Raw genomic sequence first — 23,748 nt, forward strand, 5'->3', positions numbered from 1 at the left:
TTTTCGGCCGTTTTTGCCTTGTCTTGCCTGCCTCGCCTACGTTTTTCAACGGCCTGTTAGTGCGCCGGCAGCGCTGGAACCGTTCGATGAGGTAGCGACATTTTTCTTGCCACCTTCACCGGAGCACCCAATGCTGGATCTGGCGGCCGCGTTTATCGCACTGACCACTTTCTTCTCCTTTCTCAACTACCGCTTCGTCCATTTGCCGCCGACGATCGGTGTGATGGCTTCGGCCATGGTGCTGTCCCTGGTCGTCCATGGCGTCGCCGCGCTGGGCTACCCGGTACTGGAAGCCGAAGTGCAGGAGCTGATCCGGCAGATTGATTTCTCCGATGTGCTGATGACCTGGTTTCTGCCAGCGTTGCTGTTCGCAGGTGCCCTGCACGTCAATCTCAACGACTTGCACAGCTATCGCTGGCATATCGGCCTGCTGGCCACTGCCGGGGTGCTGCTGTCCACCTTCGTTGCGGCCGGGCTGGCCTACAGCATTTTCCAGGCCTTCGGCTGGCATGTGCATTTCATCTATTGCCTGCTGTTTGGCGCGCTGATTTCGCCTACCGATCCCATCGCGGTAATGGGCATTCTCAAAAGCAGCGGGGCGCCCAAGCCGCTGCAGACCACCATCGTCGGCGAGTCGCTGTTCAACGATGGCACCGCGGTGGTGCTGTTCAGCATCCTGCTCGGCGTGCTGACCCTGGGCGAGGTACCGACGGCAGGGGAAGTCGGCATGCTGTTTCTCAAGGAGGCCGTCGGCGGTGTGGTCTTCGGCCTGGTGCTGGGCTTTGCCGGCTTCTTTTTGATGCGCCAGGTAGATGAACACCAGCCGACCATCATGCTGACTCTGGCGCTGGTCCTGGGCGGCTCAGCCCTGGCCACGCGCCTGCACGTCTCGGCGCCCATCGTCATGGTGGTGGCCGGTCTGGTCATCGGTAACCAGGGGCGGCGTACGGCAATGAGTGGTCATACGCGCCGATACGTGGACGGCTTCTGGGAAGTGATTGACGAGATCCTCAACGCCTTGCTGTTCGCGCTGATTGGCCTAGAGCTGTTGGTGCTGCCGCTGGGTTGGCTGCAGTTTCTCGCCGCGTTGGCCCTGGGCCTGGCAGTGCTGCTGTCGCGCTTCGTCACAGTGGCGGCGATCATCAACATGCTGCGCCGGATACGTGGGCGCGACCGCCGCACGGGGGCTGGCGTGGTGCGTATCCTCACTTGGGGTGGACTGCGCGGCGGGGTCTCGGTGGCGCTGGCGCTATCGTTGCCGCTGGGTGAGGAGCGCGACTTGCTGCTGAGCCTGACCTATATCGTGGTGCTGGTCTCGATTCTGGTACAGGGGCTGAGCGTAGGCCGGGTGGTGCGTGCCTTCTATGGGAGCGATTCCAAGCCGGAACAGCCTGCGCATTGACCGCTGGCGCGCTTATCGCCGAACCTCGTCCGCGATTTTTACTGAACAGGTGAGGTGGCAATGCGTAGTTTGATCTGGGCAGCGTTGGCGCTGTTCGCTACTTGCGCAACGGCGGCCGAGACGTTCGCGCTGCGGCTGAATGGGCACCGGCTCCAGGTCGAATACGCCAGCACGCCGGCTCAGCGCGAACGTGGCCTGATGGGACGCACCGAGCTGGAGGAGGAGGCCGGAATGCTGTTTCGCTTTGACGATTTCCGCCGCCATTGCCTGTGGATGAAAAACACGCCGCTGCCGTTGTCCGCGGCCTTTCTCGATGAGCAGGGACGCATCGTCGACCTACTGGACCTTGAGCCGCTGAGCGAAGCGATCCGCTGCTCGCGCAAACCGGCGCGCTATGCGCTGGAGGTCAACCAGGGTTGGTTCGAGCGCCAGGGGATTAGCCAAGGGACTGCGGTGCTGGGAATTCCTCAGCGATAACCCCCGCCCTCAAGGCCGCCTGCTGTTTCGTAAGGTGGATAACGGCGAAGCCTTATCCACCGCTAACACCGGCTCAATCCAGCGGCAATTCGGTCGTCCGCTTGACCTCACTCATGGCGATATGCGAGTGCGCCTCCTGCACATGGGGCTGCTGCAGCAACTGGTCGCGTAGAAAGCGCTCATAGGCATCGATATCCCTGGCCACCACCTTGAGCAGGTAATCCGATTCGCCGGCCATGGTGTGGCACTCCAACACCTCGGGGTAGCCCACCACTGCCCGTTCGAACTCGTCCAGGTTGCTGCGGCCGTGGGCCGAAAGCTTGATATTGACGAATACCGTCATGTTCAGCCCGAGCTTCTTGGGGTTGAGGAGGGCGACCTTGCGTTCGATCAGCCCCTCTTCCTGCATGCGGTTGATCCGCCGCCAGCATGGCGATTGCGACAATTCCACCTTCTCGGCGATTTCCGCGGCGGACAGATCGGCGTTGTGCTGCAACAGCAGAAGAATCTTGCGATCGATGCTGCTCAGTGGTGTCTGCATGCTTCTTCCCGTTTTGTTGTTATGGGCGAAACGTTCATGCGCAGGATGGCGGTTTCTCTGCAAAAGTAGAAAGAAAATCTCCCGCCGTCACGGCCACACTGCAAGTCAAATGCGCAGCGGAGGGGCGACCCCTCACCGACTGCGCCCAGGCGGGCGGCGCAAAACGCTGCCCAGACTCCCTATAAGAATAAAGAGGAGCGCCCCATGACTCTGGCCGAGATCCGTCTGGACGACAAATACCGGCTCGCTACCGGTCACCTGTACCTCACCGGCACCCAGGCGCTGACCCGCCTGCCGATGCTGCAGCATCAGCGCGATCAGGCGCGCGGGCTGAACACCGGCGGCTTCATTTCCGGCTACCGCGGCTCGCCCCTGGGCGGGCTGGACAAGAGTCTCTGGGACGCCCGTGATTACCTCAAGCAGCACGCCATCCATTTCCAGCCAGGCCTGAATGAGGAACTGGCCGCCACCGCCGTGTGGGGCAGTCAGCAGGCCAACCTGTTTCCCGGCGCAAAATACGACGGCGTGTTTGCCATGTGGTACGGCAAGGGGCCAGGCGTGGACCGCGCCGGTGACGTGTTCAAGCACGGCAATGCGGCCGGCGTCGCGCCCCATGGCGGCGTGCTGCTGCTGGCCGGTGATGACCACGGCTGCAAGTCCTCGACGCTGCCGCACCAGAGCGAGCATGCCTTTATTGCCGCTTCGATCCCGGTGCTGAACCCTGCCAACGTCCAGGAGATCCTCGACTACGGCATCATCGGCTGGGAGCTGTCGCGCTATTCCGGTTGCTGGGTGGCGCTCAAGACCATCGCCGAAAACGTCGATTCCTCTGCCGTGGTGGAGGTCGACCCGCTGCGCGTGCAGACCTGCATTCCGCTGGATTTCGAGCTGCCCGAGGATGGCGTGCACATCCGTTGGCCGGACCCGCCGCTGGTGCAGGAAAAGCGCCTCAACCTCTTCAAGATCTACGCCGCCCGCGCCTTCGCTCGGGCCAACAACCTCAACCGGGTAATGCTGGATTCACCCAACCCGCGCCTGGGTATCATCACCACTGGCAAGTCCTATCTCGACGTGCGCCAGGCGCTGGACGACCTGGGCCTGGACGAAGCCCTGTGTGCCGCCGTGGGCCTGCGGGTGCTAAAGGTCGGTATGAGCTGGCCGCTGGAGCCGGTCTCGGTACACGAGTTCGCCCGTGGCCTGGACGAGATCCTGGTGGTCGAGGAAAAGCGCAGCATCATCGAGGACCAGCTCACCGGGCAGCTCTACAACTGGCCGGTGGACAAGCGCCCGCGGGTGGTCGGCGAGTTTGACGAGCAGGGCCGTTCGCTGCTGCCCAACCTCAGCGAACTGACCCCGGCGATGATCGCCCGGGTGATCGCCAAACGCCTCGCGCCGATCTACACCAGCGAGAGCATCCTGACCCGCCTGGCCTTTCTCGACGCCAAGGAGAAGGCCCTGGCCGCGCGCAGCTACAGCACCGTGCGTACCCCGCACTACTGCTCCGGCTGTCCGCACAACACCTCCACCAAGGTGCCCGAGGGCAGCCGCGCCTCGGCCGGCATCGGTTGCCACTACATGGTGCAGTGGATGGATCGTCGTACCGAGACCTTCACCCAGATGGGCGGCGAGGGCGTCAACTGGATCGGCCAGGCGCCGTTCACCGACACCCCGCACATGTTCCAGAACCTCGGCGACGGCACCTATTTCCATTCCGGCAGCCTGGCGGTGCGCGCGGCGGTGGCGGCGGGGGTCAACATCACTTTCAAGATCCTCTACAACGATGCGGTGGCCATGACCGGCGGCCAGCCCATCGACGGCGAACTGCGCGTCGACCAGCTCAGCCGCCAGGTGCATGACGAGGGCGTCCAGCGCATCGCCATCGTCAGCGACGAGCCGGACAAGTACCCCAGCCGCGACAGCTTCGCGCCGAACGCCAGCTTTCATCACCGCCGCGAGCTGGACGCCGTGCAGCGCGAGCTGCGGGAGTGCAAGGGCGTCTCGGTGATCATCTACGACCAGACCTGCGCCACCGAGAAGCGCCGGCGGCGCAAGCGCGGCAAGCTCGAGGACCCGGCCAAGCGCGTGTTCATCAACCCCGCCGTGTGCGAGGGTTGCGGCGACTGTGGCGAGAAATCCAACTGCCTGTCGGTGCTGCCGCTGGAGACCGAGCTGGGACGCAAGCGCGAGATCGACCAGAACGCCTGTAACAAGGACTACTCCTGCGTCGAGGGCTTCTGTCCGAGCTTCGTCACCGTGCACGGCGGCCAGCTGCGCAAGCCCGAGGCGGTGGCCGGCGGCATCGAGGCGGCCGAGTTGCCCGAGCCACAACATCCCTCGCTGGAACGACCGTGGAACGTGCTGATCCCCGGCGTCGGCGGCAGCGGCGTGACCACCCTCGGTGCGTTGATCGGCATGGCCGCGCACCTGGAGGGCAAGGGTTGCACGGTGCTCGACCAGGCGGGCCTGGCGCAGAAGTTCGGCCCGGTGACCACCCATGTGCGGATCGCCGCCAGGCAGAGCGATATCTACGCCGTGCGCATCGCCGCCGGCGAAGCCGACCTGCTGCTGGGCTGCGATCTGATCGTCGCGGCCGGTGACGAGGCGCTGACCCGCCTGAACGACAGGATCAGCAACGCCGTGGTGAACAGCTTCGAGGGAGCCACCGCCGAATTCACCCGCAATCCCGACGCCCACGTCCCGGGTGCGGCCATGCGCCAGGCGATCGCCGATGCGGTGGGTGCGGAAAAGACCCACTTCGTCGACGCTACCCGGCTGGCCACGCGGCTGATGGGCGACAGCATCGCCACCAACCTTTTCCTGCTCGGCTTCGCCTACCAGCAGGGGCTGGTGCCGGTATCCGCCGAGGCCATCGAGAAGGCCATCGAGCTGAACGACATGGCCACCGAACTCAACCGCCAGGCGTTTCGCTGGGGGCGCCGCGCGGTGCTGGAGCCTGAGAGCGTGGAGCGGCTGGCGCGTCCCCAGGAGACAGAGGAGCCGATCTGCAGAAGCCTCGAAGAGATCGTCGATTGGCGCGTCGACTTTCTTACCCAGTATCAGGGCAAAGCGCTGGCCCGGCGTTATCGCCGGCTGGTGGAGCGGGTGCGGGAGGCCGACACGGCCGATGACCTGGCACTCTCCAAGGCGGCGGCACGCTACTACTTCAAGCTGCTGGCCTACAAAGACGAGTACGAAGTGGCGCGGTTGTACAGTGAGCCCGAGTTCCGCCAGCAACTTGAGGCTCAGTTCGAAGGTGACTACCGGTTGCAATTCCACCTGGCGCCGGCCTGGCTGGCCAAGCGTGATCGGGTGACCGGCGAGCCGCGCAAGCGCGAGTTCGGCCCTTGGATGCTCGATGTCTTCGGCGTGCTGGCGAAATTTCGCTTCCTGCGCGGGACACCGCTGGACCCTTTCGGGTACGGTCACGATCGCCGGGTAGAACGGCAACTGATCACCGAGTACGAGAAAACCCTGGACGAGCTGCTGGCCCGTCTCAAACCGACCAACTACCGCACTGCCGTGGCAATCGCCGCGCTGCCGGAACAGATTCGCGGCTACGGCCCGGTGAAGGAGCGCAGCATTACCAAGGCGCGGCAGCAGGAGAAGCTGCTCCGCGAGCGTTTCGACAAGGGTGATGAGGTGCAGAGTGTGCGGCTCTTCCAGCCGGCGGCATAAGGCGCGGGACGCCAGGCAGTTCTGTGGCCTGCTTTGTCGCGGGGTCGCGGCTCCTACGGGGCTGGTGAGGTTTACCGGTTTTTGTCCTGCCTTCGGGCGAATCGGTAGGGTGCAATCTTCCGACTGGGCAGGCCGTTGGCTTGTTCGCCGCGGGGGCAATACTCCTACGGGTTTGGTGAGGTTTGCAGTTTTTGTGGGGGCCCCGCCCTCGGGGCGAAGCTTTTCATCGTTTCGATTCAACCTATTCCAAGGCCCATCGCGCGGGCCAGCCAACAGCGATCAACGAGGTAGACCATGTCCGTATTCGCGCACCCCGACTTCGACCAGCACGAGCAGGTGGTCTACTGCCATGACCAGGCGTCGGGGCTCAAGGCCATCATCGCCATCCACAATACGCGGCTCGGTCCGGCCTTGGGCGGTTGCAGGATGTTCCCCTATGCCACGGAGAACGATGCCCTGCGCGATGTGCTGCGGCTGTCACGCGGGATGACGCTCAAGTCTTCCCTGGCCGGCCTGCCGTTGGGTGGCGGCAAGGCGGTGATCATCGGTGATCCGCACACCGGCAAAAGCCCGGCACTGCTCCAGGCCATGGGCGACTTCGTCGAAAGCCTGGGCGGGCGCTATATCACCGCCGCCGACCTGGGCACCGGCGATGCTGAAATGCAGGCTTTCGCTCAGCGCACCAAGCATGTGGTCGGTGCCTCGCCGCGTGCCACGCTCGACGGCAGCATCACCAGTGGCGACCCTTCGCCGTCGACGGCGCTGGGAGTTTTCGTTGGTCTGCAGGAGGCGGTACGCCAGCGACTCGGGCGTAATGACCTTGCCGGCCTGAAGGTCGCGCTGCAGGGCGTGGGCCATGTCGGCATGGGTCTGGCGCGCCGGCTCAAGGCGGCCGGAGCCGAGCTGTGGGTCTGCGATATCTTCGATGCCAATGTGCAGCGCGCCATGGACGAACTGGATGTGCATGTGGTGCGACCGCAGGATATCTACGGGCTCGACGTGGACGTATTCGCACCCTGCGCCATGGGCGGCATTCTCAATGAGCAGACCCTGGAAGTGCTGCGTGCGCCGGTTATCGCGGGCGCTGCCAACAACCAGCTGGCCACCCCGGAAATCGGCGAGATGCTGCGCCAGCGCAACCAGCTCTGGGCACCCGATTACGCCATCAATGCGGGCGGCATCATCGATGTCTACTACCAGAGCAGCGGTGGCAGCGCCGCGCAGATCGACAGCCATGTACGCGGCATCAGCGACACGCTGCGGGAAATCTTCTCCCGCGCCAGTGCCAGTGACGAGCCGACCTCGGTGATTGCCGACCGCCTGGCTCTGGAACGGATTGAGGCAAGCGGCCAGCCGGAGGCACTGCGTCTGCACGCCTAACCTTTCCGGCCCCGCTCTAGAACCCCACGACCCGCCAGATGGCGGGTCGTTTGCGTTTGCAGTTCCCCGTCTTGGAGGGAGCGAATGTGCTCGCGATTCGCTCCCGCCGATCATGCCCGCCAAATCTTTGCTTATAGGCCGACAGCTGCGGCTCTGAGCGACTTTCTAGAGATGGTGCGTCAGCTTGTCGCATCGGCCTGTCAGCTTTTCGTTACGTCTGGAAAGCGCTGGAGCTTCGCCCTGGCAAGGTTTTAGCCGTGTAAAGAAAAGCTGACGTCTGCACGCCCGGGGTTCGGTCTGTAGGGCGTTGTGGGTGCTTGTTACCGACGCCGCACTGGTTTGTGATGCCTCCACCACCTTGCGCAGGGCTCGGCCCTGGCCACTCACAACAACAGGAGGCGAGATGAACGCCGTGACCAAGATTGAGCAGCACAACCCCATCGGCACCGACGGCTTCGAGTTTGTCGAGTTCACCGCGCCAAACGCCGAAGGTATCGCGCAGTTGCGCACACTGTTCACCCAGATGGGCTTTACCGAAACCGCCAAGCATCGCTCCAAGGAGGTCTGGCTGTTCCAGCAGCACGACATCAATATCGTGCTCAACGGCAGCCCCACCGGGCACGTGCGCGAGTTTGGCGAGAAGCACGGGCCGAGCGCCTGCGCCATGGCCTTCCGCGTGAAGAACGCCGCCCAGGCCGCTGCCTACGTCGAATCCCAGGGTGCCAAGCTGGTGGGCAGCCACGCCAACTTCGGCGAGCTGAACATCCCTTGTGTCGAGGGCATCGGCGGCTCCTTGCTGTACCTCGTCGATCGTTATGGCGACAAGACGATCTATGACGTCGACTTCGAATACATCGAAGGCCGCTCGCCCAACGACAACGCCGTGGGCCTGATGTGCATCGACCACCTGACCCACAACGTGCGTCGCGGGCAGATGGACGTCTGGTCCGGCTTCTACGAGCGCATCGCCAACTTCCGCGAGATTCGCTACTTCGATATCGAGGGCAAGCTCACCGGTCTGTTCTCCCGCGCCATGACCGCGCCTTGCGGCAAGATCCGCATCCCGATCAACGAGTCGGCGGACGACAAATCGCAGATCGAGGAATTCATCCGCGAATACCACGGCGAGGGCATCCAGCACATCGCGCTGAGCACCGACGATATCTACGAGACCGTCCGGCGCCTGCGTGCCAACGGCGTGGAGTTCATGACAACCCCGGATACCTACTACGAGAAGGTCGATAGCCGCGTCGCCGGTCATGGCGAACCTACCGAGCTGCTGCGCGAGTTGAACCTGCTGATCGACGGCGCGCCAGGGGATGACGGCATCCTCCTGCAGATTTTCACCAACACGGTGATCGGCCCGATCTTCTTCGAAATCATCCAGCGCAAGGGCAACCAGGGCTTTGGCGAGGGCAATTTCAAGGCCCTGTTCGAGTCCATCGAGGAAGACCAGCTGCGCCGCGGCGTGATCAAGGCGGACGAGTAAGTCCGGCGCCAGGACCGTGGTGGGTATGCGTAGGGTGGATGTCGCGCAGCACATCCACGCGTATAGCGGGAGCAACAGGCCCGCATGGGTCCCCCCCAGACGCGTGGAAGATGCTTCGCAGTCTTCCACCCTACGCTCCGTCCACGCCTTCAGATCCCGCGATATCACCAGGAGAGCCATATGAGCCGCAAATGGATCAGTTTCCCCATCCGCGAAGGGGACTGCTCGCGTCAGGCGCACTGCGATTTCCCGCAGGGAACCTTCGAGCGCGAGATGGGCCGCGAAGGCTTCTTCGGCCCCGCTTCGCACCTGCATCACAAGCATCCGCCGACTGGCTGGGTCGACTGGGAAGGCCCGCTGCGCCCGCATGCCTTCAACTTCAACCACATCCCCAGCGAGGGCGACTGCCCATTGCAGGCGCCGCTGGCGCTGCACAATGCCGATATCAAGCTGCGGCTGTGGAAGACCAACGGGGCCATGCGCCATCTGGTGCGCAACAGCGACGGTGACGACCTGTTGTTCATCCACGAGGGTGCCGGGCATTTCTACTGCGATTTCGGCCATCTGGAGTTTCGCGACGGCGACTACCTGATGGTCCCGCGCGGTACCGCCTGGCGTATCGAGGCCAGCGAGCCGGTGTTCATGCTGCTGATCGAGAACACCGACGGTGCCTACCAGTTGCCGGAAAAAGGCCTGGTCGGCCCCCATGCGATCTTCGACCCGGCGGTGCTCGACCATCCGCGCCTGGACGATGCCTTCCGCGCGCAACAGGACGAAACCCCCTGGCAGATCCGCATCAAGCGGCGCAACCAGATCACCACCGTGACCTATCCCTATAACCCGCTGGATGTGGTCGGCTGGCACGGCGACAACACTGTGGTGCGGCTCAACTGGCGCGACATTCGCCCGCTGGTGAGCCATCGCTACCACCTGCCGCCGTCGGCCCACACCACCTTCGTCGCCAATGGTTTCGTGGTCTGCACCTTCACCCCGCGGCCGGTGGAAACCGATCCCGGCGCGCTGAAGGTGCCGTTCTTCCATAACAACGACGACTACGACGAAGTGCTGTTCTACCACCGCGGCAACTTCTTCAGCCGCGACAACATTGAGCAAGGCATGGTCACCTTCCACCCTTGCGGCTTTCCCCATGGGCCGCATCCGAAGGCCTTGAAGAAGGCAAGCACCGACCCTGCGACCTTCGCCGACGAGGTGGCGGTGATGATCGATACCCGTCGCGCCCTGGAGGTCGGTGAGGCCGCCGCTGCTGTCGATGTTCCCGAATACGTCAACTCCTGGCGTGCGCCGGGTAAGGAATCCTGATGAAACTCGCATCCCTCAATCAGGGCCGCGACGGCGTGCTGGTCGTGGTCTCGCGCGATCTTGCCCGTGCCGTCAAGGTGCCGCAGATCGCTGCCACGCTGCAGAACGCGCTGGACGACTGGAGCTACTGCAAGCCCAAGCTGGAGGCGGTCTATCAACGTCTCAACGACGGGCTGGAGGAGGGCGCCTTTGCCTTCGACCAGACCGCCTGTCACAGCCCGCTGCCGCGCGCCTACCACTGGGCCGACGGCAGTGCCTACGTCAATCACGTGGAGCTGGTGCGCAAGGCCCGCGGTGCGGAGATGCCGGAATCCTTCTGGCACGACCCGTTGATGTACCAGGGTGGCGCCGATGCCTTTATCCCGCCACAGGCCCCGATCCGCCTGGCCGACGAGGCCTGGGGCATCGATCTGGAAGGCGAGCTGGCGGTGATCACCGACGACGTGCCCATGGGCGCGAATGCCGCCGAAGCGGCGTCGCATATCCAGCTGCTGATGCTGGTCAACGACGTGTCGCTGCGCAACCTGATCCCCGGCGAACTGGCCAAGGGCTTCGGCTTCTACCAGAGCAAGCCTTCGTCCAGCTTCTCGCCAGTGGCGGTGACGCCCGACGAGCTGGGCGAGGCCTGGCGCGATGGCAAGGTGCACCGGCCCCTGGTCTCGCACATCAACGGCGAGCTGTTCGGTCAGCCCGATGCCGGCACCGACATGACCTTCAACTTCCCGGCCCTGGTGGCCCACGCGGCGCGCACCCGGCCGCTGTGTGCCGGTACCATCATCGGCTCGGGCACGGTGTCGAACTACGACCGCAGCGCCGGTTCCTCGTGCCTGGCCGAGAAGCGCATGCTGGAGATCATCGAGCACGGCGAGGCGCAAACGCCGTTCCTCAGGTTCGGCGACCGGGTGCGCATCGAGATGTTCGACGCTGCGGGGCAAAGCATCTTTGGCGCCATCGATCAGCAGGTCGAGCGCTATGCGCACTGAGCTGACGCTCTACTCCTACTGGCGTTCCAGCGCCGCCTACCGGGTACGCATCGCACTCAACCTCAAGGGGCTGGCCTATCGGCAGGTGCCGGTGCATCTGGTCAGGGACGGCGGCGAGCAGCGCGGCGAGCAGTACCGCGCCCTCAACCCGCAGCAGCTGGTGCCGCTGCTGGTGGACGAAGCCAATGGCGGTGCCCGCATCAGCCAGTCGCTTGCAATCCTGGAATACCTCGACGAGGTATTTCCGGTGCCGGCGTTGCTGCCGGCCGATCCGCTGGAGCGTGCCCGGGTACGCGCCCTGGCCCTGCATATCGCCTGTGAAATCCATCCCCTGAACAACCTGCGCGTGCTGCAGTACCTTGCCGGCGAGCTGGGCGTAAATGATGAGGCGAAGACCGCTTGGTACCGGCATTGGGTCGCCCAGGGCCTGGCGGCCGTGGAGCAGGGGCTCGCCGAGTTGCGCGACGGGCTGTCCATGGGCCAGCGCCCCGGTTATCTGGAAGCCTGCCTGGTGCCCCAGGTCTACAACGCCCGCCGTTTCGACTGCCCGCTGGATGCCTATCCGCGCATCCTCGCGCGGGTGGCCCGCTGCGAAGCGCTGGACGCCTTCAGCCGTGCCGTACCGGAGGTGCAACCCGACGCGACCTGAATGGCTCTTCGCACCAACGGCTGCGTTTCCGCGAATCGCCAACCAGCGAACCAAATTACCCACATCCTTGCGTGCATTCCGCCGCGCCACGAACGCGGCGGGTTCGATCCGTCACAGATAAAAACAAGCAGGTGACGCATGACTCGTGAAAAACCGAAGAATCTCTGGCTGTCCCGTTGGGGCTTTATCCTGGCCGCGACCGGCTCGGCAGTGGGCCTCGGCAATATCTGGAAGTTTCCCTATATCACTGGCGAGTTCGGCGGTGGCGCCTTTGTCCTGATGTACCTGGCCTGCATCTTCGCCATCGGCATCCCGCTGATGATGACCGAGATCGCCATCGGCCGCCGCGGGCGTGGCAGCCCCATCGACGCCATCGCCCGGGTGGTTCGCGAGAACAACGGCAACCCGGCCTGGAAGCTGGTGGGCACCATGGCCATGCTGGCGGGCTTTATGATCCTCTGCTTCTACGTGGTTGTGGCCGGCTGGGCCTTCGCCTATACGGTGAAGATGCTCGACGGCTCGTTGGCGGCCAGCAGCGTTGAGGGCCTGGCCCAGACCTTCGAAGCGCACAACGCCAATCCCTGGGTGCTGGGTAGCTGGAGCCTGCTGGTGGCGCTGCTGACGCTGTGGATCGTTGGCCGTGGCGTGCAGGCCGGTGTCGAGCGCGCCTTTCGCTGGCTGATGCCCGGCCTTGCGCTCATGCTGCTGGTGCTGGTCGGCTACGCTGTTACCAGCGGCGGCTTTGCCGAAGGCATGGCGTTCCTGTTCAGTTTCGATACCTCCAAGCTCAGCGGTGAGGCACTGCTGGCCGCGCTGGGGCATGCCTTCTTCACCCTGAGCCTGGCTTCCGGCGCCATCCTCACCTATGGCTCCTACCTGCCGGATGACCAGTCCATCGCGCGGACCACCTTTACCGTGGTCATCGCCGATACCTGCGTTGCGCTGCTGGCAGGGCTGGCGATCTTCCCGATCATTTTCGCCAACGGCATGAGCCCAAGCGCCGGGCCGGGGCTGATCTTTATGAGCCTGCCACTGGCATTCCAGCAGATGCCCTTCGGCACCGCGTTCGGCGTGCTGTTCTTCGCCATGGTCTCGGTGGCCGCGCTGACCTCGGCGATTTCGATGATCGAGGCCACCGTTGCCTACCTGAACGAGAAATACGGCATCAGCCGTGGGCGCGCCGCTGTAGGTTCCGGTGCGGTGCTGCTGACCATCAGCCTGCTGGCGATGCTTTCGTTCAACGTCGGCGCCGACTGGAAGCTGTTCGGCAGCACCGTATTTGACGGGCTCGACTACCTGACTTCGCGCTGGATGATGCCCTTGGGCGGCATCTTCATGAGCGTACTCGCCGGTTACTGCCTGCGCTCGGAAATCATGCGCGACGAACTCGGCCTGTCGCCGGGCGGCTATGCGCTGTGGCTGTTCATGGTGCGCTATGTGAGCCCGGTGCTGATCCTTATGGTGTTCCTCCATGCGCTCGGCTGGCTGGGCTTCGATCCGCTGCAGCGCTGGTACTGGATCGCCAGTGCCATCGCCGTACTGACCATCCTCGGCGAAGGCTTTCGCCGCCGTTCGCTACCGGTGATGGCCCGTTAGGGCAGACTGGCGAGGCGGCGGCTGCGGCTGCCAGCCTCGCTGTCGCTGCGCATTGCGGTAAAGCAAACCGCCCGTTGGCCGATAAGCGAAACGACATGATGGACATGTTGCCGGGCAGGACGCCCCGTTTCGCAATTATCGGCACGGGGAATCGCTATGCCCAGACAACTCAAGTTCAGTCACAAGATAGTGCTGGTCGCCTCGCTGGTGGTTATCGTCGTCTTCGGGCTTTTTACCCTCTACAACGACTACTTGCAGCGCCACGCCATCCGCTCCCAACTGCAGAGCTATCTCGGCGAGATGGGTGATGTCACCGCCGACAACATCGGCAACTGGCTGAGCGGGCGCATCCTGTTGATGGAAAGCGCAGCCCAGGCAGTGACGGATGATGCTGACCCGGAGCGCGTGCAGCGGTTGTTCAGGCAGCCGGCCTATTCTTCCACCTTCCTCTTCAGCTACTTCGGTGGCAGCGAGGGACAGTATCTGCTGCACCCTGAGGACGATACGCTGCCCGCCGATTACGACCCGCGCACCCGCCCGTGGTACACGGACGCCGTGGCCAGTGGCGGCTCGACCCTTACCGAACCTTATCCCGATGCCGGTATTGGCGGTCTGGTGTTGACCATCGCCACCCCGGTGCGCAGCCAGGGCCGGACCCTGGGCGTGGTGGGCGGCGATCTGACCCTGGATACGGTGGTGGAGATCATCAACGCCCTGGACTTCAACGGCCTGGGCCATGCGTTCCTGGCCAGCGCCGACGGCAAGGTCCTGGTGCACCCCAACGAGCGCATGGTGAACCGGACTCTGGCCGAGATCTTTCCAGGCAACACGCCCAGCCTTTCGAGCCGCTACGCCGAGGTCAGCCTCGATGGCAGTGAGCGGATTCTGGCCTTCAGCCCGATCGAGGGCCTGCCGTCGACCAAGTGGTACGTGGGCGTTTCGGTGGACCGCGATAAGGCCTATGCCAGCCTGACGAGCTTCCGTAATTCGGCCATGGTGGCGACGGCCATCGCCGTGCTGTTTATTCTGCTGCTGCTAGGCCTGCTGTTGAAGGTGCTGATGCGCCCGCTCACCGACATGGGGCGTGCCATGGCCAACATTGCCGAAGGGGAGGGCGATCTGACCCGGCGGCTGGCTGTCAACTCCAGCGACGAATTCGGCGAGCTGGCCGGCGCCTTCAACCGTTTTGTCGAGCGTATTCATGGCTCCATCCGCGAGGTGTCCTCGGCTACCCAGCAGGTTCACGCGGTGGTTGGTCAGGTGCTGACGGCGTCCAACGCGTCCATGGCCAACTCCGGCGAACAGGCCAGCCGCACCAATAGCGTTGCTGCTGCGATCAACGAACTGGGTGCTGCTGCCCAGGAGATCGCCGGCAATGCCGCGGACGCTTCGCAACAGGCCAGCAGTGCCGCCGGGGAAGCCGTCGAAGGGCGGGCCGTGGTGGAGCAGAACATCGAGGCCATGCGCGAGCTTTCGGCGAAGATCAGCGAGTCGTGCCGGCAGATCGAGGCACTGAACGGCAAGACCGCCGACATCGGCAGGATTCTGGAAGTCATCACCGGCATTTCCGAGCAGACCAACCTGCTAGCGCTCAACGCGGCCATTGAAGCGGCGCGCGCCGGCGAAGCCGGGCGCGGATTCGCGGTGGTCGCGGACGAAGTGCGCAACCTCGCACACCGCACCCAGAGTTCGGCGCAGGAAGTCCAGCAGATGATCGAGCAGCTGCAGAATGATGCGCAGCAGTCGGTGGTGCTGATGACCCAGAGCCAGCGTCAGAGCGAGCAAAGCGTCAGTATTGCCGATCAGGCTGGCGAGCGGCTCGGTGCGGTGACGCACCGGATCGGTGAGATCGATGCCATGAACCAGTCGGTGGCCACCGCCACCGAAGAGCAGACCGCGGTAATCGAGTCGCTGAACATGGACATCGTCGAGATCAACACGCTGAACCAGGATGGCGTGCAGAACCTGGAGCAGACTTTGCGCGCCTGCGCCGAGCTGGAACAGCAGGCCGGTCGGCTCAAGCAGCTGGTGGATAGCTTCCGCATCTGACCGGTAGTTCTTCAGCGGCCGGGCCACCCGTCGGAGCGCCAAGGAGCGGCGCGCCGGAAGGCGGTCGAACGTCTCAGTGTTTTTACATGGGAGGTTCACCGCATGAAGGTCCTGATCGTTCTCACATCCCACGACCGGCTCGGCGATACCGGCCAGCCCACCGGGTTCTGGCTCGAAGAGTTTGCCGCACCCTATTTCGTTCTTCGCGATGCCGGCGCCGAACTGACCCTGGCTTCACCGAAGGGTGGGCAGCCGCCGCTTGATCCGAAAAGCGACGAGCCGGATGCCCAGACCGAGGCCACGCGCCGTTTCAAGGAGGACGCCGAGGCCCAGCGCGCATTGGCCAATACGGTGCTGCTGGCCGAGGTTGCGGCCGAGGATTTCGACGCGGTGTTCTTTCCCGGCGGCCACGGCCCGCTTTGGGATCTGGTCCAGGATCGCCACTGCATCGAGCTTATCGAGGCCTTCGCGCGGGCCGGCAAGCCGGTTGCGGCGGTCTGCCATGCGCCGGCCGTGCTCACCGAGGTCCGCGGGCCGGAGGGTGAGCCGTTGATCAAGGGCCGCAAAGTCACCGGCTTTACCAATGCCGAGGAGGCGGCGGTGGAGCTGACCGAGGTGGTGCCCTTCCTCCTGGAGGATCGCCTCAAGGAGCGCGGCGGCGATTACAGCAAGGGGCCGGACTGGTCATCCCACGTTGTGGTCGACGGCAAGCTGGTGACGGGGCAGAACCCGGCCTCGTCCGAAGCCGCTGCCGAGGCGCTGCTGGAGATGCTGCGCGTCGGCTGAAGCGCCGGCTTTCGTGCACAGGCAGCTTTCCAGCGGCCTGTGCTAGGCAACTACCTTGGCGATGGCGCTGGCCAGGTCATCCAGTCGCTCGGCATCGATGCCGGCGACGCTGGCACGCCCGCTATCGACAAGGTAGATCGAATGCTCATCGCGCAGGCGATGTACCTGTCTGGCAGTCAGGCCGGTGTAGGAGAACATGCCGCGCTGATGGGCGATATGGGCGAATCGCTCACTCAGTCCGTAGGGCGTCAGCGCTTCCACCAGGCCGGTGCGCAGGCCGGCGATACGCTGACGCATGGCCTGCACCTCGCTTTGCCAAAGCTGCCTTAGGGCTTCGTCGCCGAGGATGGTGGCCACCACCGCTGCGCCATGGGCGGGCGGCGTGGACCACAGGCCGCGGGCGATGGCGGCCAGATGGCTGCGCACGTTCTCCAGCGGTTCGCGACCCGCCGCCAGGACGATCAGCCCGCCGGTGCGTTCGCGATACAGGCCGAAGTTCTTCGAACATGAACTGGTGATCAGCATTTCAGGCAGCGCTTCGGCGAACAGTCGCACCGCCCAGGCGTCTTCCTCCAGCCCGTCGCCAAAGCCCTGATAGGCGAAGTCGAACAGCGGCAGCAGCCGGCGCTGACGCACGATCTCCAGTACTCGCTGCCACTGGGCCCGGTCCAGATCGAAACCGGTCGGGTTGTGGCAACAGGCGTGCAGCAGCACTACATCGCCTTCAGGGATGGTTTCCAGGGCTGCAAACAGGCCGTCGCTGTCGAGGCGATTGCCGGCGCCGACATAGGGGTAGTGACTCACCGGCACGCCGGCAGCGCCGAACAGGGTTTCGTGAATCGGCCAGGTCGGGTCGCTCAGCCAGACACTGCGCCCCGGCAGGCAGCGGGCGATGAACTCGCCAGCCAGGCGCAGCGCGCCGGTACCGCCGGGCGTCTGGGTGCAGCCGCTGCGTTCGGCAAGTAGCGGCGAGTCGGCGCCGAGTACGAGCTGCGTCAGCGCAGCGGTAAAGGCCGCGTCGCCATGGCCGCCGATATAGCTTTTGGTCTGTTCGCTGTCCACCAGCCGCTGCTCAGCGAGCTTCACCGCGCGCAGAATTGGCGTCTGCCCGCGATCATCCTTGTACACGCCAACGCCGAGATCCAGCTTCGCCGGGTTGGGATCGGCGCGGTAGCTGTCCAGCAGACCGAGGATGGGGTCGCCGGGCACCCGGCCGATCGGGTCGAAATGCATTACTTGCGACCCTCCGCCGTCGCGGCGACCTGGTCGGTACGCGCGGCCATGATGAAGTCGTTGCGATGCAGGCCCTTGATCGAGTGACTCCACCAGGTGACGGTGACCTTGCCCCATTCGGTGAGCAGGCCCGGGTGGTGGCCCTCGGCTTCGGCGATTTCACCGACGGCGTTGGTAAAGGCCAGGGCATGCTTGAAGTTCTTGAACAGGAAAACCTTCTCCAGCTCCATATGGCCGTCGCGGGTTTCGATGTTCCAGTCGGGGATCTGCTTGATCAGCTCGGCCAGTTCGTCGTCGCTGACTTTGGGAGCGTCGGCACGGCAGGCTTCGCAATGGGCTTGGGTGAGGTCGGTCATGGGTCGTTCCTTCTGAGCGGATTCGTAGGTTGTCGTAGGGTGGATAACGCCGAAGGCTTATCCACGCGTTATTCCAAGGTCTGCACGGCTTCGAGCTGGCCGGACCGAACGCGTGGAAAACGCTTCGCGGTTTTCCACCCTACGCCGCCTTTGGCGGAAACTTCGGTTGGTGCAGGCCAAGGCGCATCGCTTCTTGGACCATAGCCATGATGTCCTGGCGCGCCAGTTCGAACAGCTGGTGCAAGTCCGGCAGCACGAAGTAGATCGGCTGCAGGATATCGATGCGGTATGGCGTGCGCATGGCCTCCCGCGGATCGAAGCGCTGGTGCTCCGGTTCGGCGGACAGGCTGTAGAGGGTTTCCTTCGGCGAGGAGAGGATGCCGCCGCCATAGATGCGCCGGCCTTGCGGCGTATCGACCAGGCCGAATTCCACGGTCATCCAGTACAACCGCGCGAGATACACACGCTCTTCCTTGCTGGCCTTGAGGCCGAGCTGGCCGTAGGTGTGGGTGAACTCGGCGAACCAGGGGTTGGTCAGCAGCGGGCAGTGGCCAAAGATCTCGTGGAAGATGTCCGGTTCCTGCAGGTAGTCCAGCTCCTCCGGGGTGCGGATAAAGGTGGCCACCGGAAAACGCTTGCTGGCCAGCAGCTCGAAAAACGTCTGGAAGGGGATCAGCGCCGGGACCCGTGCCACCTGCCATCCGGTACTGCGCTCCAGCACGCGGTTGATCTCAGCGAGCTGCGGGATGCGATCGTGGGGCAGGGCGAGCTGGTCGAGGCCATCCAGATATTCGGCACAGGCCCGTCCCGGCAGCAGCTTGAGCTGGCGCTCGATAAGGGTGTTCCACACCTCATGCTCGCGCTCGGGGTAGTGGATATTGCCGTCGCCGCCCGGCTCGCGGGCGGTGTATCGCGTTGCTTTCATCTGACCTCCTGGCCCGACACGGGTGGCCGCGTCTGTGAGGCATCGTTGTTGTTCTGGATGCCCCATTCGAACCCTTTAGCGGAAGGGTTGGGAGAGGTAGCTGCGACATTTCGCCGCCGAGTGCAGGCAATTCTGTAAGAAAAGCGTTACGTATTGCCCGTGCCCTGAAAAAATAGCTCTGGCCGCGCTCGAAGTCGTCAAATATTCTTGACGAAAATTTGCGGCCTTTGCTTGTTGGTGGCCGCCATAACAACAAAAAGGTTCCATGCCATGCGTATCCGAATCCTCTGCCAGAACCGCGTTGGCATCCTGCGTGACATGCTCAATCTGTTGGTCGACTACGGCATCAACGTGGCCCGCGGCGAGGTGGGCGGTGAGCAGGGCAACGCCATCTATCTGCACTGCCCGAACCTGATGAACCTGCAGTTGCAGGCGCTACGGCCAAAGATCGAGGCGCTGTCCGGTGTATTCGAGGTGCGCAAGGTCGGGCTGATGCCCAGCGAGCGCCATTCGCTGGAACTCAACGCATTGCTTGGCGCGCTGGAGTTCCCCGTCCTGTCCGTCGACATGGCGGGCGCCATCGTCGCAGCGAATCGTTCGGCGGCGCAGCTGCTTGGCGTGCGGGTGGACGAAGTACCGGGCATGAGCCTGTCGCGCTACGCCGAGGATTTCGACCTGCCGGAGCTGGTGCGTGCCAACAAGGCGCGGATCAACGGCTTGCGGGTGAAGATCAGGGGCGACGTGTTTCTCGCCGATATCGCACCGTTGCAATCCGAACACGACGATAGCGAGGCACTGGCCGGTGCGGTGCTGACCCTGCACCGTGCCGACCGGGTAGGCGAGCGCATCTACAACGTGCGCAAGCAGGAGCTGCGCGGCTTCGACAGCATTTTCCAGAGTTCCAGGGTGATGGCTGCCGTGGTGCGTGAGGCCCGGCGCATGGCGCCGCTGGACGCGCCGCTGCTGATTGAGGGCGAGACCGGCACCGGCAAAGAGCTGCTGGCCCGCGCCTGCCATCTGTCGAGCCCGCGCGGGCAGGCGCCGTTCATGGCACTCAACTGCGCCGGGCTGCCCGAGTCCATGGCCGAGACCGAGCTGTTCGGCTACGGCCCCGGCGCCTTCGAGGGTGCGCGGCCCGAGGGCAAGTTGGGGCTGCTGGAGCTCACTGCCGGCGGCACGCTGTTTCTCGACGGGGTCGGCGAGATGAGCGCGCGGCTGCAGGCCAAATTGCTGCGCTTTTTGCAGGATGGCGGCTTTCGTCGGGTCGGCAGCGACGAGGAGGTCTATCTCGACGTGCGGGTGATCTGCGCAACCCAGGTGGACCTGTCCGAGCTGTGCGCTAAGGGTGAGTTCCGCCAGGACCTTTATCACCGTCTCAACGTGCTGTCGCTGCATATCCCGCCGCTGCGCGACTGCCTGGATGGCCTGCAGTCGCTGGCGCTGCACTTTATTGACCAGGCCAGCCGGCAGATCGGCTGCCCGTTGCCAACGCTGTCGCCGCAGGCACTGGAGCGACTGGCGGGCTATCACTGGCCGGGCAACGTGCGCCAGTTGGAGAACACCCTGTTCCAGGCGGTTTCGCTGTGCGAGGGCGGCACCATCAAGCCTGAGCATATCCGCTTGCCGGGCTATGGCGCGGCGCAGCCGCTGGGTGACTTCTCGCTGGACGGCGACCTAGCTGCAATTCTGGGTCGTTTCGAAAAGGTGGTGCTGGAGAGCCTGTACAAGCAGCACCCCAGCAGCCGCCTGTTGGGCAAGCGACTCGGGGTCTCGCACACCACCGTCGCCAACAAACTGCGCGAATACGGGATTGGCAAGGAAGCTTGAGCCTGTGTCATCGCTCAAAAAGCTTCGCCCCGAGGGCGGGGCTCCCACAAGTCACAGCAAGCACTGCACCGCTTTGTCTGGGAGGCGCGCCCTCGCGCCGAATGGGTGTTGGGAGACAGCAGATGCCCGCGGCTCAGCACTCGATGATATTAACCGCCAGCCCGCCGCGGGCGGTTTCCTTGTATTTGCTTTTCATGTCGGCGCCGGTCTGGCGCATGGTGCGGATTACCTTGTCCAGCGAAATAAAGTGCCGGCCATCGCCGCGCAGGGCCATGCGTGCGGCGTTGATGGCCTTTACCGCGCCCATGGCGTTGCGCTCGATGCAGGGCACCTGGACCAGGCCGCCGACCGGGTCGCAGGTCAGGCCGAGGTTGTGCTCCATGCCGATCTCGGCGGCGTTTTCCACCTGATGCGGCGTGCCGCCGAGCACTTCGCAGAGGGCGCCGGCGGCCATGGAGCAGGCGACGCCCACTTCACCCTGGCAGCCGACTTCGGCACCGGAGATCGAGGCGTTCTCCTTGTAGAGGATGCCGATGGCCGCGGCGGTCAGCAGGAAGCGCACCACGCCGTCCTCGTTGGCGCCGGGCACGAAGCGCATGTAGTAATGCAGCAGCGCCGGGATGATTCCGGCGGCGCCGTTGGTCGGTGCGGTGACCACGCGACCGCCGGCGGCGTTTTCCTCGTTGACCGCCAGGGCGTAGAGATCGACCCAGTCGAGCACGTTGAGGGTGTCACGCAGATTGGCTTCGGGGTTGTCGCTGAGCTGGCGGTAGAGCCTGGCGGCGCGGCGCTGGAGCTTGAGTCCTCCGGGCAGGGTGCCTTCGGTCTGACAGCCGGCGCTGACGCAATCCTGCATGACTTGCCAGATCTTCAGCAGCTGCGCGCGGGTCTGCGCTTCAGGGCGCCAGGCGGCTTCGTTGGCCAGCATCAACTGGCTGATCGACAGTCCATGCTGGTCGCACAGCGCCAGTAGTTCGCGGCCGCTGTGAAAGGGGAAGGGCAGTGGTGTCTGGTCCTCGATGATCCGGTCGCTGCCGGCTGCCTGCTGGTCGACCACGAAGCCGCCGCCCACCGAGTAGAACTCGCGGCTGCGGATCTGCAAGCCTGTGGCGTCGAAGGCGCGGAAGATCATGCCGTTAGGATGAAAACTCAGCGGCTTGAGGATCATCGCCAGGTGTTCACGCTCCACGAAGCGGATCGGCTTCTCACCCAGCAGGCGCAAGGTGCCACTTTCTCGAATGGCGGCCAGTCGCGCGGGAATGATGCGGGTATCGACCTTCTCGGGCTTCTCGCCTTCAAGGCCGAGCATTACCGCCTTGTCGCTGCCGTGGCCCTTGCCGGTGGCGCCGAGCGAGCCGTACAGCTCGATGCGCAGGCTTTCGGTGGATGCCAGAAGATCGTCGCGCTTCAGCCCTTCGGCGAAGCGCACCGCCGCGTGCATGGGCCCCGTGGTATGTGAACTGGAGGGGCCGAGACCGATCTTGAATAGATCTAGGGTGCTGAGGGACATGGCTGGCGTACTCGCTGAAAGCAGTCCCGACAATAGGGCTGCTTTCAGCTTAGACCGCCTTTTAGCGCGATACGCCGGCCATTGCTTCCTGGGCCTTGCGCTCAGCAAAGTAGGCGTTGGTCAGTTTGACCACGACCGGACTCAGCAGCAGCAGGGAGATCAGGTTAGGTATCGCCATCAGGCCGTTGAGGGTGTCGGCGACCAGCCAGGCGAAGTCCAGCTGGGCGATGGCGCCGAACGGCACGGCCAGCACCCAGATCACCCGGAATGGCCAGATGACCTTGGTGCCCACCAGATACTCCCAGCATTTTTCGCCGAAGTAGCTCCAGCCCAGGATGGTGGTAAAGGCGAAGACCACCAGTGCAACGGTCAGGATGGCGCCGCCGAAGCCCGGCATCGCCGACTCGAAGGCCGCTGCCGAGAGGGCCGCGCCGCTTTCGCCACTGGTCCAGACGCCGGAGCAGATGATCGCCAGGCCGGTCATCGAGCAGATGATGATGGTGTCGATGAACGTACCCAGCATGCCGATCAGACCGGAGCGCACCGGGGAGTTGCTGGTGCCGGCTGCCTGAGCGATGCCGGCGGTACCCAAGCCGGCCTCGTTGGAGAAGATGCCGCGGGCGACGCCGAAGCGAATCGCCGCGATCACCGCCGCGCCGGCAAAGCCACCGGTTGCCGCAACTGGGTTGAAGGCAGACTGGAAGATCAGCGCGAAGGCACCGGGAATGGACTGGTAGTTGACTGCCAGCACCACCAGGGCGGCGATGATGTAGGCCACGCACATGAACGGCACCAGCGACGCAGCGACCTTGCCGATGCGCTTGATGCCGCCGAGGATCACCATGCCGACGATGATCATCGAGACCACGCCGGTGATCCACATCGGCACGCCAAAGGTGGTTTCCATGGCATGGGCCATGCTGTTGACCTGGACCATGTTGCCGATGCCGAAACCGGCCAGCCCGCCGAAGATGGCGAAGGCGCCGCCCAGCCACAGCCACTTCTTGCCCAGGCCGTTCTTGATGGCATACATCGGGCCGCCGACGTGCTCGCCGCGGTCGTCCTTCTCGCGGTAATGCACGGCCAACACCACTTCGCAGTACTTGGTGGCCATGCCCACCAGCGCGGTGCACCACATCCAGAACAGCGCCCCCGGCCCGCCGAGGAAGATCGCGGTGGCGACCCCGGCGATGTTGCCGGTCCCGACGGTGGCAGCAAGGCAGGTCATCAGCGCCTGGAAGGGGCTGATTTCACCGTCGGCGCCAGGTTCGTTCTTGCGGCCTTGCCACATCAAGCGGAAGCCTCGGGGAATGGTCCGCCAAGGCATGAACTTGAGCATGATCATAAGGAACATGCCGGTACCTAGGATCAGCACCAGGATCGGTGGGCCCCATACCAATGCGTTGATTTGATTGACCAGATCATTCAGAAATTGCATGTCGACTCCGCTTGTAGTTTTTGGTTTACGGCATGTCGGTGTGCGAAAAAAACCAGGCACCCATAGGAGGAGCCGGCTGGCGGACGTTGCTTTTGGCCTTTTTTCGGGCAAG

The 23,748-nt window shown here is 64.2% G+C and carries 18 protein-coding genes and 1 pseudogene; 13 read left to right on the plus strand and 6 right to left on the minus strand.

Annotation, left to right across the window (positions count from 1 at the left end):
* Positions 1 to 130: 130 nt before the first annotated feature.
* Together BN1079_RS15210 and BN1079_RS15215 are read left to right on the plus strand one after the other, a co-directional pair.
* The gene (locus tag BN1079_RS15210) at positions 131 to 1,402 is read left to right on the plus strand and encodes a cation:proton antiporter (RefSeq protein ID WP_037025922.1); all 1,272 of its coding nucleotides are present in this window, start codon (positions 131 to 133) and stop codon (positions 1,400 to 1,402) included.
* 60 nt (positions 1,403 to 1,462) lie between these two features.
* Positions 1,463 to 1,879, plus strand: coding sequence for a DUF192 domain-containing protein (locus tag BN1079_RS15215; protein ID WP_037025923.1), 417 nt, complete (start codon positions 1,463 to 1,465; stop codon positions 1,877 to 1,879).
* Between the two features lie 73 nt (positions 1,880 to 1,952).
* On the opposite strand, the gene BN1079_RS15220 is transcribed toward BN1079_RS15215, so the two are convergent.
* Positions 1,953 to 2,420, minus strand: a complete 468-nt coding sequence (locus BN1079_RS15220; RefSeq protein ID WP_037025924.1) for an Lrp/AsnC family transcriptional regulator — start codon at positions 2,418 to 2,420, stop codon at positions 1,953 to 1,955.
* Between the two features lie 204 nt (positions 2,421 to 2,624).
* Here BN1079_RS15220 and BN1079_RS15225 point away from each other — a divergent pair, with 204 nt between their 5' ends.
* From BN1079_RS15225 to BN1079_RS15270, 10 genes and pseudogenes are all read left to right on the plus strand, one after another.
* Entirely contained in the window at positions 2,625 to 6,095 is a 3,471-nt protein-coding gene (locus tag BN1079_RS15225) for an indolepyruvate ferredoxin oxidoreductase family protein (RefSeq protein ID WP_037025926.1), read from the plus strand.
* Between the two features lie 294 nt (positions 6,096 to 6,389).
* Entirely contained in the window at positions 6,390 to 7,475 is a 1,086-nt protein-coding gene (locus tag BN1079_RS15235) for a Glu/Leu/Phe/Val dehydrogenase dimerization domain-containing protein (RefSeq protein ID WP_037025928.1), read from the plus strand.
* Between the two features lie 403 nt (positions 7,476 to 7,878).
* Positions 7,879 to 8,964, plus strand: coding sequence for a 4-hydroxyphenylpyruvate dioxygenase (gene hppD / locus BN1079_RS15240; protein ID WP_037025929.1), 1,086 nt, complete (start codon positions 7,879 to 7,881; stop codon positions 8,962 to 8,964).
* 180 nt (positions 8,965 to 9,144) lie between these two features.
* Positions 9,145 to 10,284, plus strand: a complete 1,140-nt coding sequence (locus tag BN1079_RS15245; protein WP_037025930.1) for a homogentisate 1,2-dioxygenase — start codon at positions 9,145 to 9,147, stop codon at positions 10,282 to 10,284.
* Positions 10,284 to 11,267, plus strand: coding sequence for a fumarylacetoacetate hydrolase family protein (locus tag BN1079_RS15250; RefSeq protein WP_037025931.1), 984 nt, complete (start codon positions 10,284 to 10,286; stop codon positions 11,265 to 11,267). Before BN1079_RS15245 ends, BN1079_RS15250 begins: the two co-directional genes overlap by 1 nt.
* Positions 11,257 to 11,916, plus strand: a complete 660-nt coding sequence (gene maiA, locus BN1079_RS15255; RefSeq protein WP_037025936.1) for a maleylacetoacetate isomerase — start codon at positions 11,257 to 11,259, stop codon at positions 11,914 to 11,916. Before BN1079_RS15250 ends, maiA begins: the two co-directional genes overlap by 11 nt.
* A 138-nt stretch (positions 11,917 to 12,054) precedes the next feature.
* Positions 12,055 to 13,512, plus strand: coding sequence for a sodium-dependent transporter (locus tag BN1079_RS15260; protein WP_037025937.1), 1,458 nt, complete (start codon positions 12,055 to 12,057; stop codon positions 13,510 to 13,512).
* 156 nt (positions 13,513 to 13,668) lie between these two features.
* Positions 13,669 to 14,703 (plus strand): annotated as a pseudogene (locus BN1079_RS18055) (HAMP domain-containing protein); the annotation flags it as partial.
* A gap of 93 nt (positions 14,704 to 14,796) precedes the next feature.
* Positions 14,797 to 15,561: a methyl-accepting chemotaxis protein gene (locus tag BN1079_RS18060; protein ID WP_408581905.1), complete on the plus strand. Its 765-nt coding sequence runs from the start codon at positions 14,797 to 14,799 to the stop codon at positions 15,559 to 15,561.
* A gap of 102 nt (positions 15,562 to 15,663) precedes the next feature.
* Positions 15,664 to 16,347, plus strand: a complete 684-nt coding sequence (locus BN1079_RS15270; protein ID WP_037025941.1) for a type 1 glutamine amidotransferase domain-containing protein — start codon at positions 15,664 to 15,666, stop codon at positions 16,345 to 16,347.
* Positions 16,348 to 16,389: 42 nt separating this feature from the next.
* On the opposite strand, the gene BN1079_RS15275 is transcribed toward BN1079_RS15270, so the two are convergent.
* From BN1079_RS15275 to phhA, 3 genes are all read right to left on the minus strand, one after another.
* On the minus strand, positions 16,390 to 17,580 hold the full coding sequence (locus BN1079_RS15275) for an amino acid aminotransferase (protein WP_037025943.1): 1,191 nt from the start codon (positions 17,578 to 17,580) through the stop codon (positions 16,390 to 16,392).
* Positions 17,580 to 17,936, minus strand: coding sequence for a 4a-hydroxytetrahydrobiopterin dehydratase (locus BN1079_RS15280; RefSeq protein WP_037025945.1), 357 nt, complete (start codon positions 17,934 to 17,936; stop codon positions 17,580 to 17,582). The genes BN1079_RS15275 and BN1079_RS15280 overlap by 1 nt, the downstream gene beginning before the upstream one ends.
* A gap of 139 nt (positions 17,937 to 18,075) precedes the next feature.
* On the minus strand, positions 18,076 to 18,861 hold the full coding sequence (phhA, locus tag BN1079_RS15285; RefSeq protein ID WP_037025947.1) for a phenylalanine 4-monooxygenase: 786 nt from the start codon (positions 18,859 to 18,861) through the stop codon (positions 18,076 to 18,078).
* 270 nt (positions 18,862 to 19,131) lie between these two features.
* Here phhA and BN1079_RS15290 point away from each other — a divergent pair, with 270 nt between their 5' ends.
* Positions 19,132 to 20,688, plus strand: a complete 1,557-nt coding sequence (locus BN1079_RS15290; RefSeq protein WP_037025949.1) for a sigma-54-dependent phenylalanine hydroxylase transcriptional regulator PhhR — start codon at positions 19,132 to 19,134, stop codon at positions 20,686 to 20,688.
* A 133-nt stretch (positions 20,689 to 20,821) separates the two neighbouring features.
* Here the strand turns inward: BN1079_RS15290 and BN1079_RS15295 are convergent, their stop codons facing one another.
* Together BN1079_RS15295 and BN1079_RS15300 are read right to left on the minus strand one after the other, a co-directional pair.
* A complete protein-coding gene (locus tag BN1079_RS15295; protein ID WP_037025951.1) occupies positions 20,822 to 22,198 on the minus strand; it encodes an L-serine ammonia-lyase in 1,377 nt (458 codons plus the stop codon).
* A gap of 61 nt (positions 22,199 to 22,259) precedes the next feature.
* The gene (locus BN1079_RS15300; protein WP_037025952.1) at positions 22,260 to 23,636 is read right to left on the minus strand and encodes an alanine/glycine:cation symporter family protein; all 1,377 of its coding nucleotides are present in this window, start codon (positions 23,634 to 23,636) and stop codon (positions 22,260 to 22,262) included.
* Positions 23,637 to 23,748 lie beyond the last annotated feature (112 nt).

The sequence above is a fragment of the Pseudomonas saudiphocaensis genome, from assembly GCF_000756775.1.
In the GTDB taxonomy this organism is placed as follows: Bacteria; Pseudomonadota; Gammaproteobacteria; order Pseudomonadales; family Pseudomonadaceae; genus Stutzerimonas; species Stutzerimonas saudiphocaensis.

Bases quoted from the DNA above. Each gene is read 5' to 3' on its own strand.
- BN1079_RS15210 (WP_037025922.1), top strand. From the start codon at position 131: ATGCTGGATCTGGCGGCCGCGTTTATCGCACTGACCACTTTCTTCTCC.
- BN1079_RS15215 (WP_037025923.1), top strand. From the start codon at position 1,463: ATGCGTAGTTTGATCTGGGCAGCGTTGGCGCTGTTCGCTACTTGCGCA.
- BN1079_RS15220 (WP_037025924.1), bottom strand. From the start codon at position 2,420: ATGCAGACACCACTGAGCAGCATCGATCGCAAGATTCTTCTGCTGTTG.
- BN1079_RS15225 (WP_037025926.1), top strand. From the start codon at position 2,625: ATGACTCTGGCCGAGATCCGTCTGGACGACAAATACCGGCTCGCTACC.
- BN1079_RS15235 (WP_037025928.1), top strand. From the start codon at position 6,390: ATGTCCGTATTCGCGCACCCCGACTTCGACCAGCACGAGCAGGTGGTC.
- hppD (WP_037025929.1), top strand. From the start codon at position 7,879: ATGAACGCCGTGACCAAGATTGAGCAGCACAACCCCATCGGCACCGAC.
- BN1079_RS15245 (WP_037025930.1), top strand. From the start codon at position 9,145: ATGAGCCGCAAATGGATCAGTTTCCCCATCCGCGAAGGGGACTGCTCG.
- BN1079_RS15250 (WP_037025931.1), top strand. From the start codon at position 10,284: ATGAAACTCGCATCCCTCAATCAGGGCCGCGACGGCGTGCTGGTCGTG.
- maiA (WP_037025936.1), top strand. From the start codon at position 11,257: ATGCGCACTGAGCTGACGCTCTACTCCTACTGGCGTTCCAGCGCCGCC.
- BN1079_RS15260 (WP_037025937.1), top strand. From the start codon at position 12,055: ATGACTCGTGAAAAACCGAAGAATCTCTGGCTGTCCCGTTGGGGCTTT.
- BN1079_RS18060 (WP_408581905.1), top strand. From the start codon at position 14,797: ATGGCCAACTCCGGCGAACAGGCCAGCCGCACCAATAGCGTTGCTGCT.
- BN1079_RS15270 (WP_037025941.1), top strand. From the start codon at position 15,664: ATGAAGGTCCTGATCGTTCTCACATCCCACGACCGGCTCGGCGATACC.
- BN1079_RS15275 (WP_037025943.1), bottom strand. From the start codon at position 17,580: ATGCATTTCGACCCGATCGGCCGGGTGCCCGGCGACCCCATCCTCGGT.
- BN1079_RS15280 (WP_037025945.1), bottom strand. From the start codon at position 17,936: ATGACCGACCTCACCCAAGCCCATTGCGAAGCCTGCCGTGCCGACGCT.
- phhA (WP_037025947.1), bottom strand. From the start codon at position 18,861: ATGAAAGCAACGCGATACACCGCCCGCGAGCCGGGCGGCGACGGCAAT.
- BN1079_RS15290 (WP_037025949.1), top strand. From the start codon at position 19,132: ATGCGTATCCGAATCCTCTGCCAGAACCGCGTTGGCATCCTGCGTGAC.
- BN1079_RS15295 (WP_037025951.1), bottom strand. From the start codon at position 22,198: ATGTCCCTCAGCACCCTAGATCTATTCAAGATCGGTCTCGGCCCCTCC.
- BN1079_RS15300 (WP_037025952.1), bottom strand. From the start codon at position 23,636: ATGCAATTTCTGAATGATCTGGTCAATCAAATCAACGCATTGGTATGG.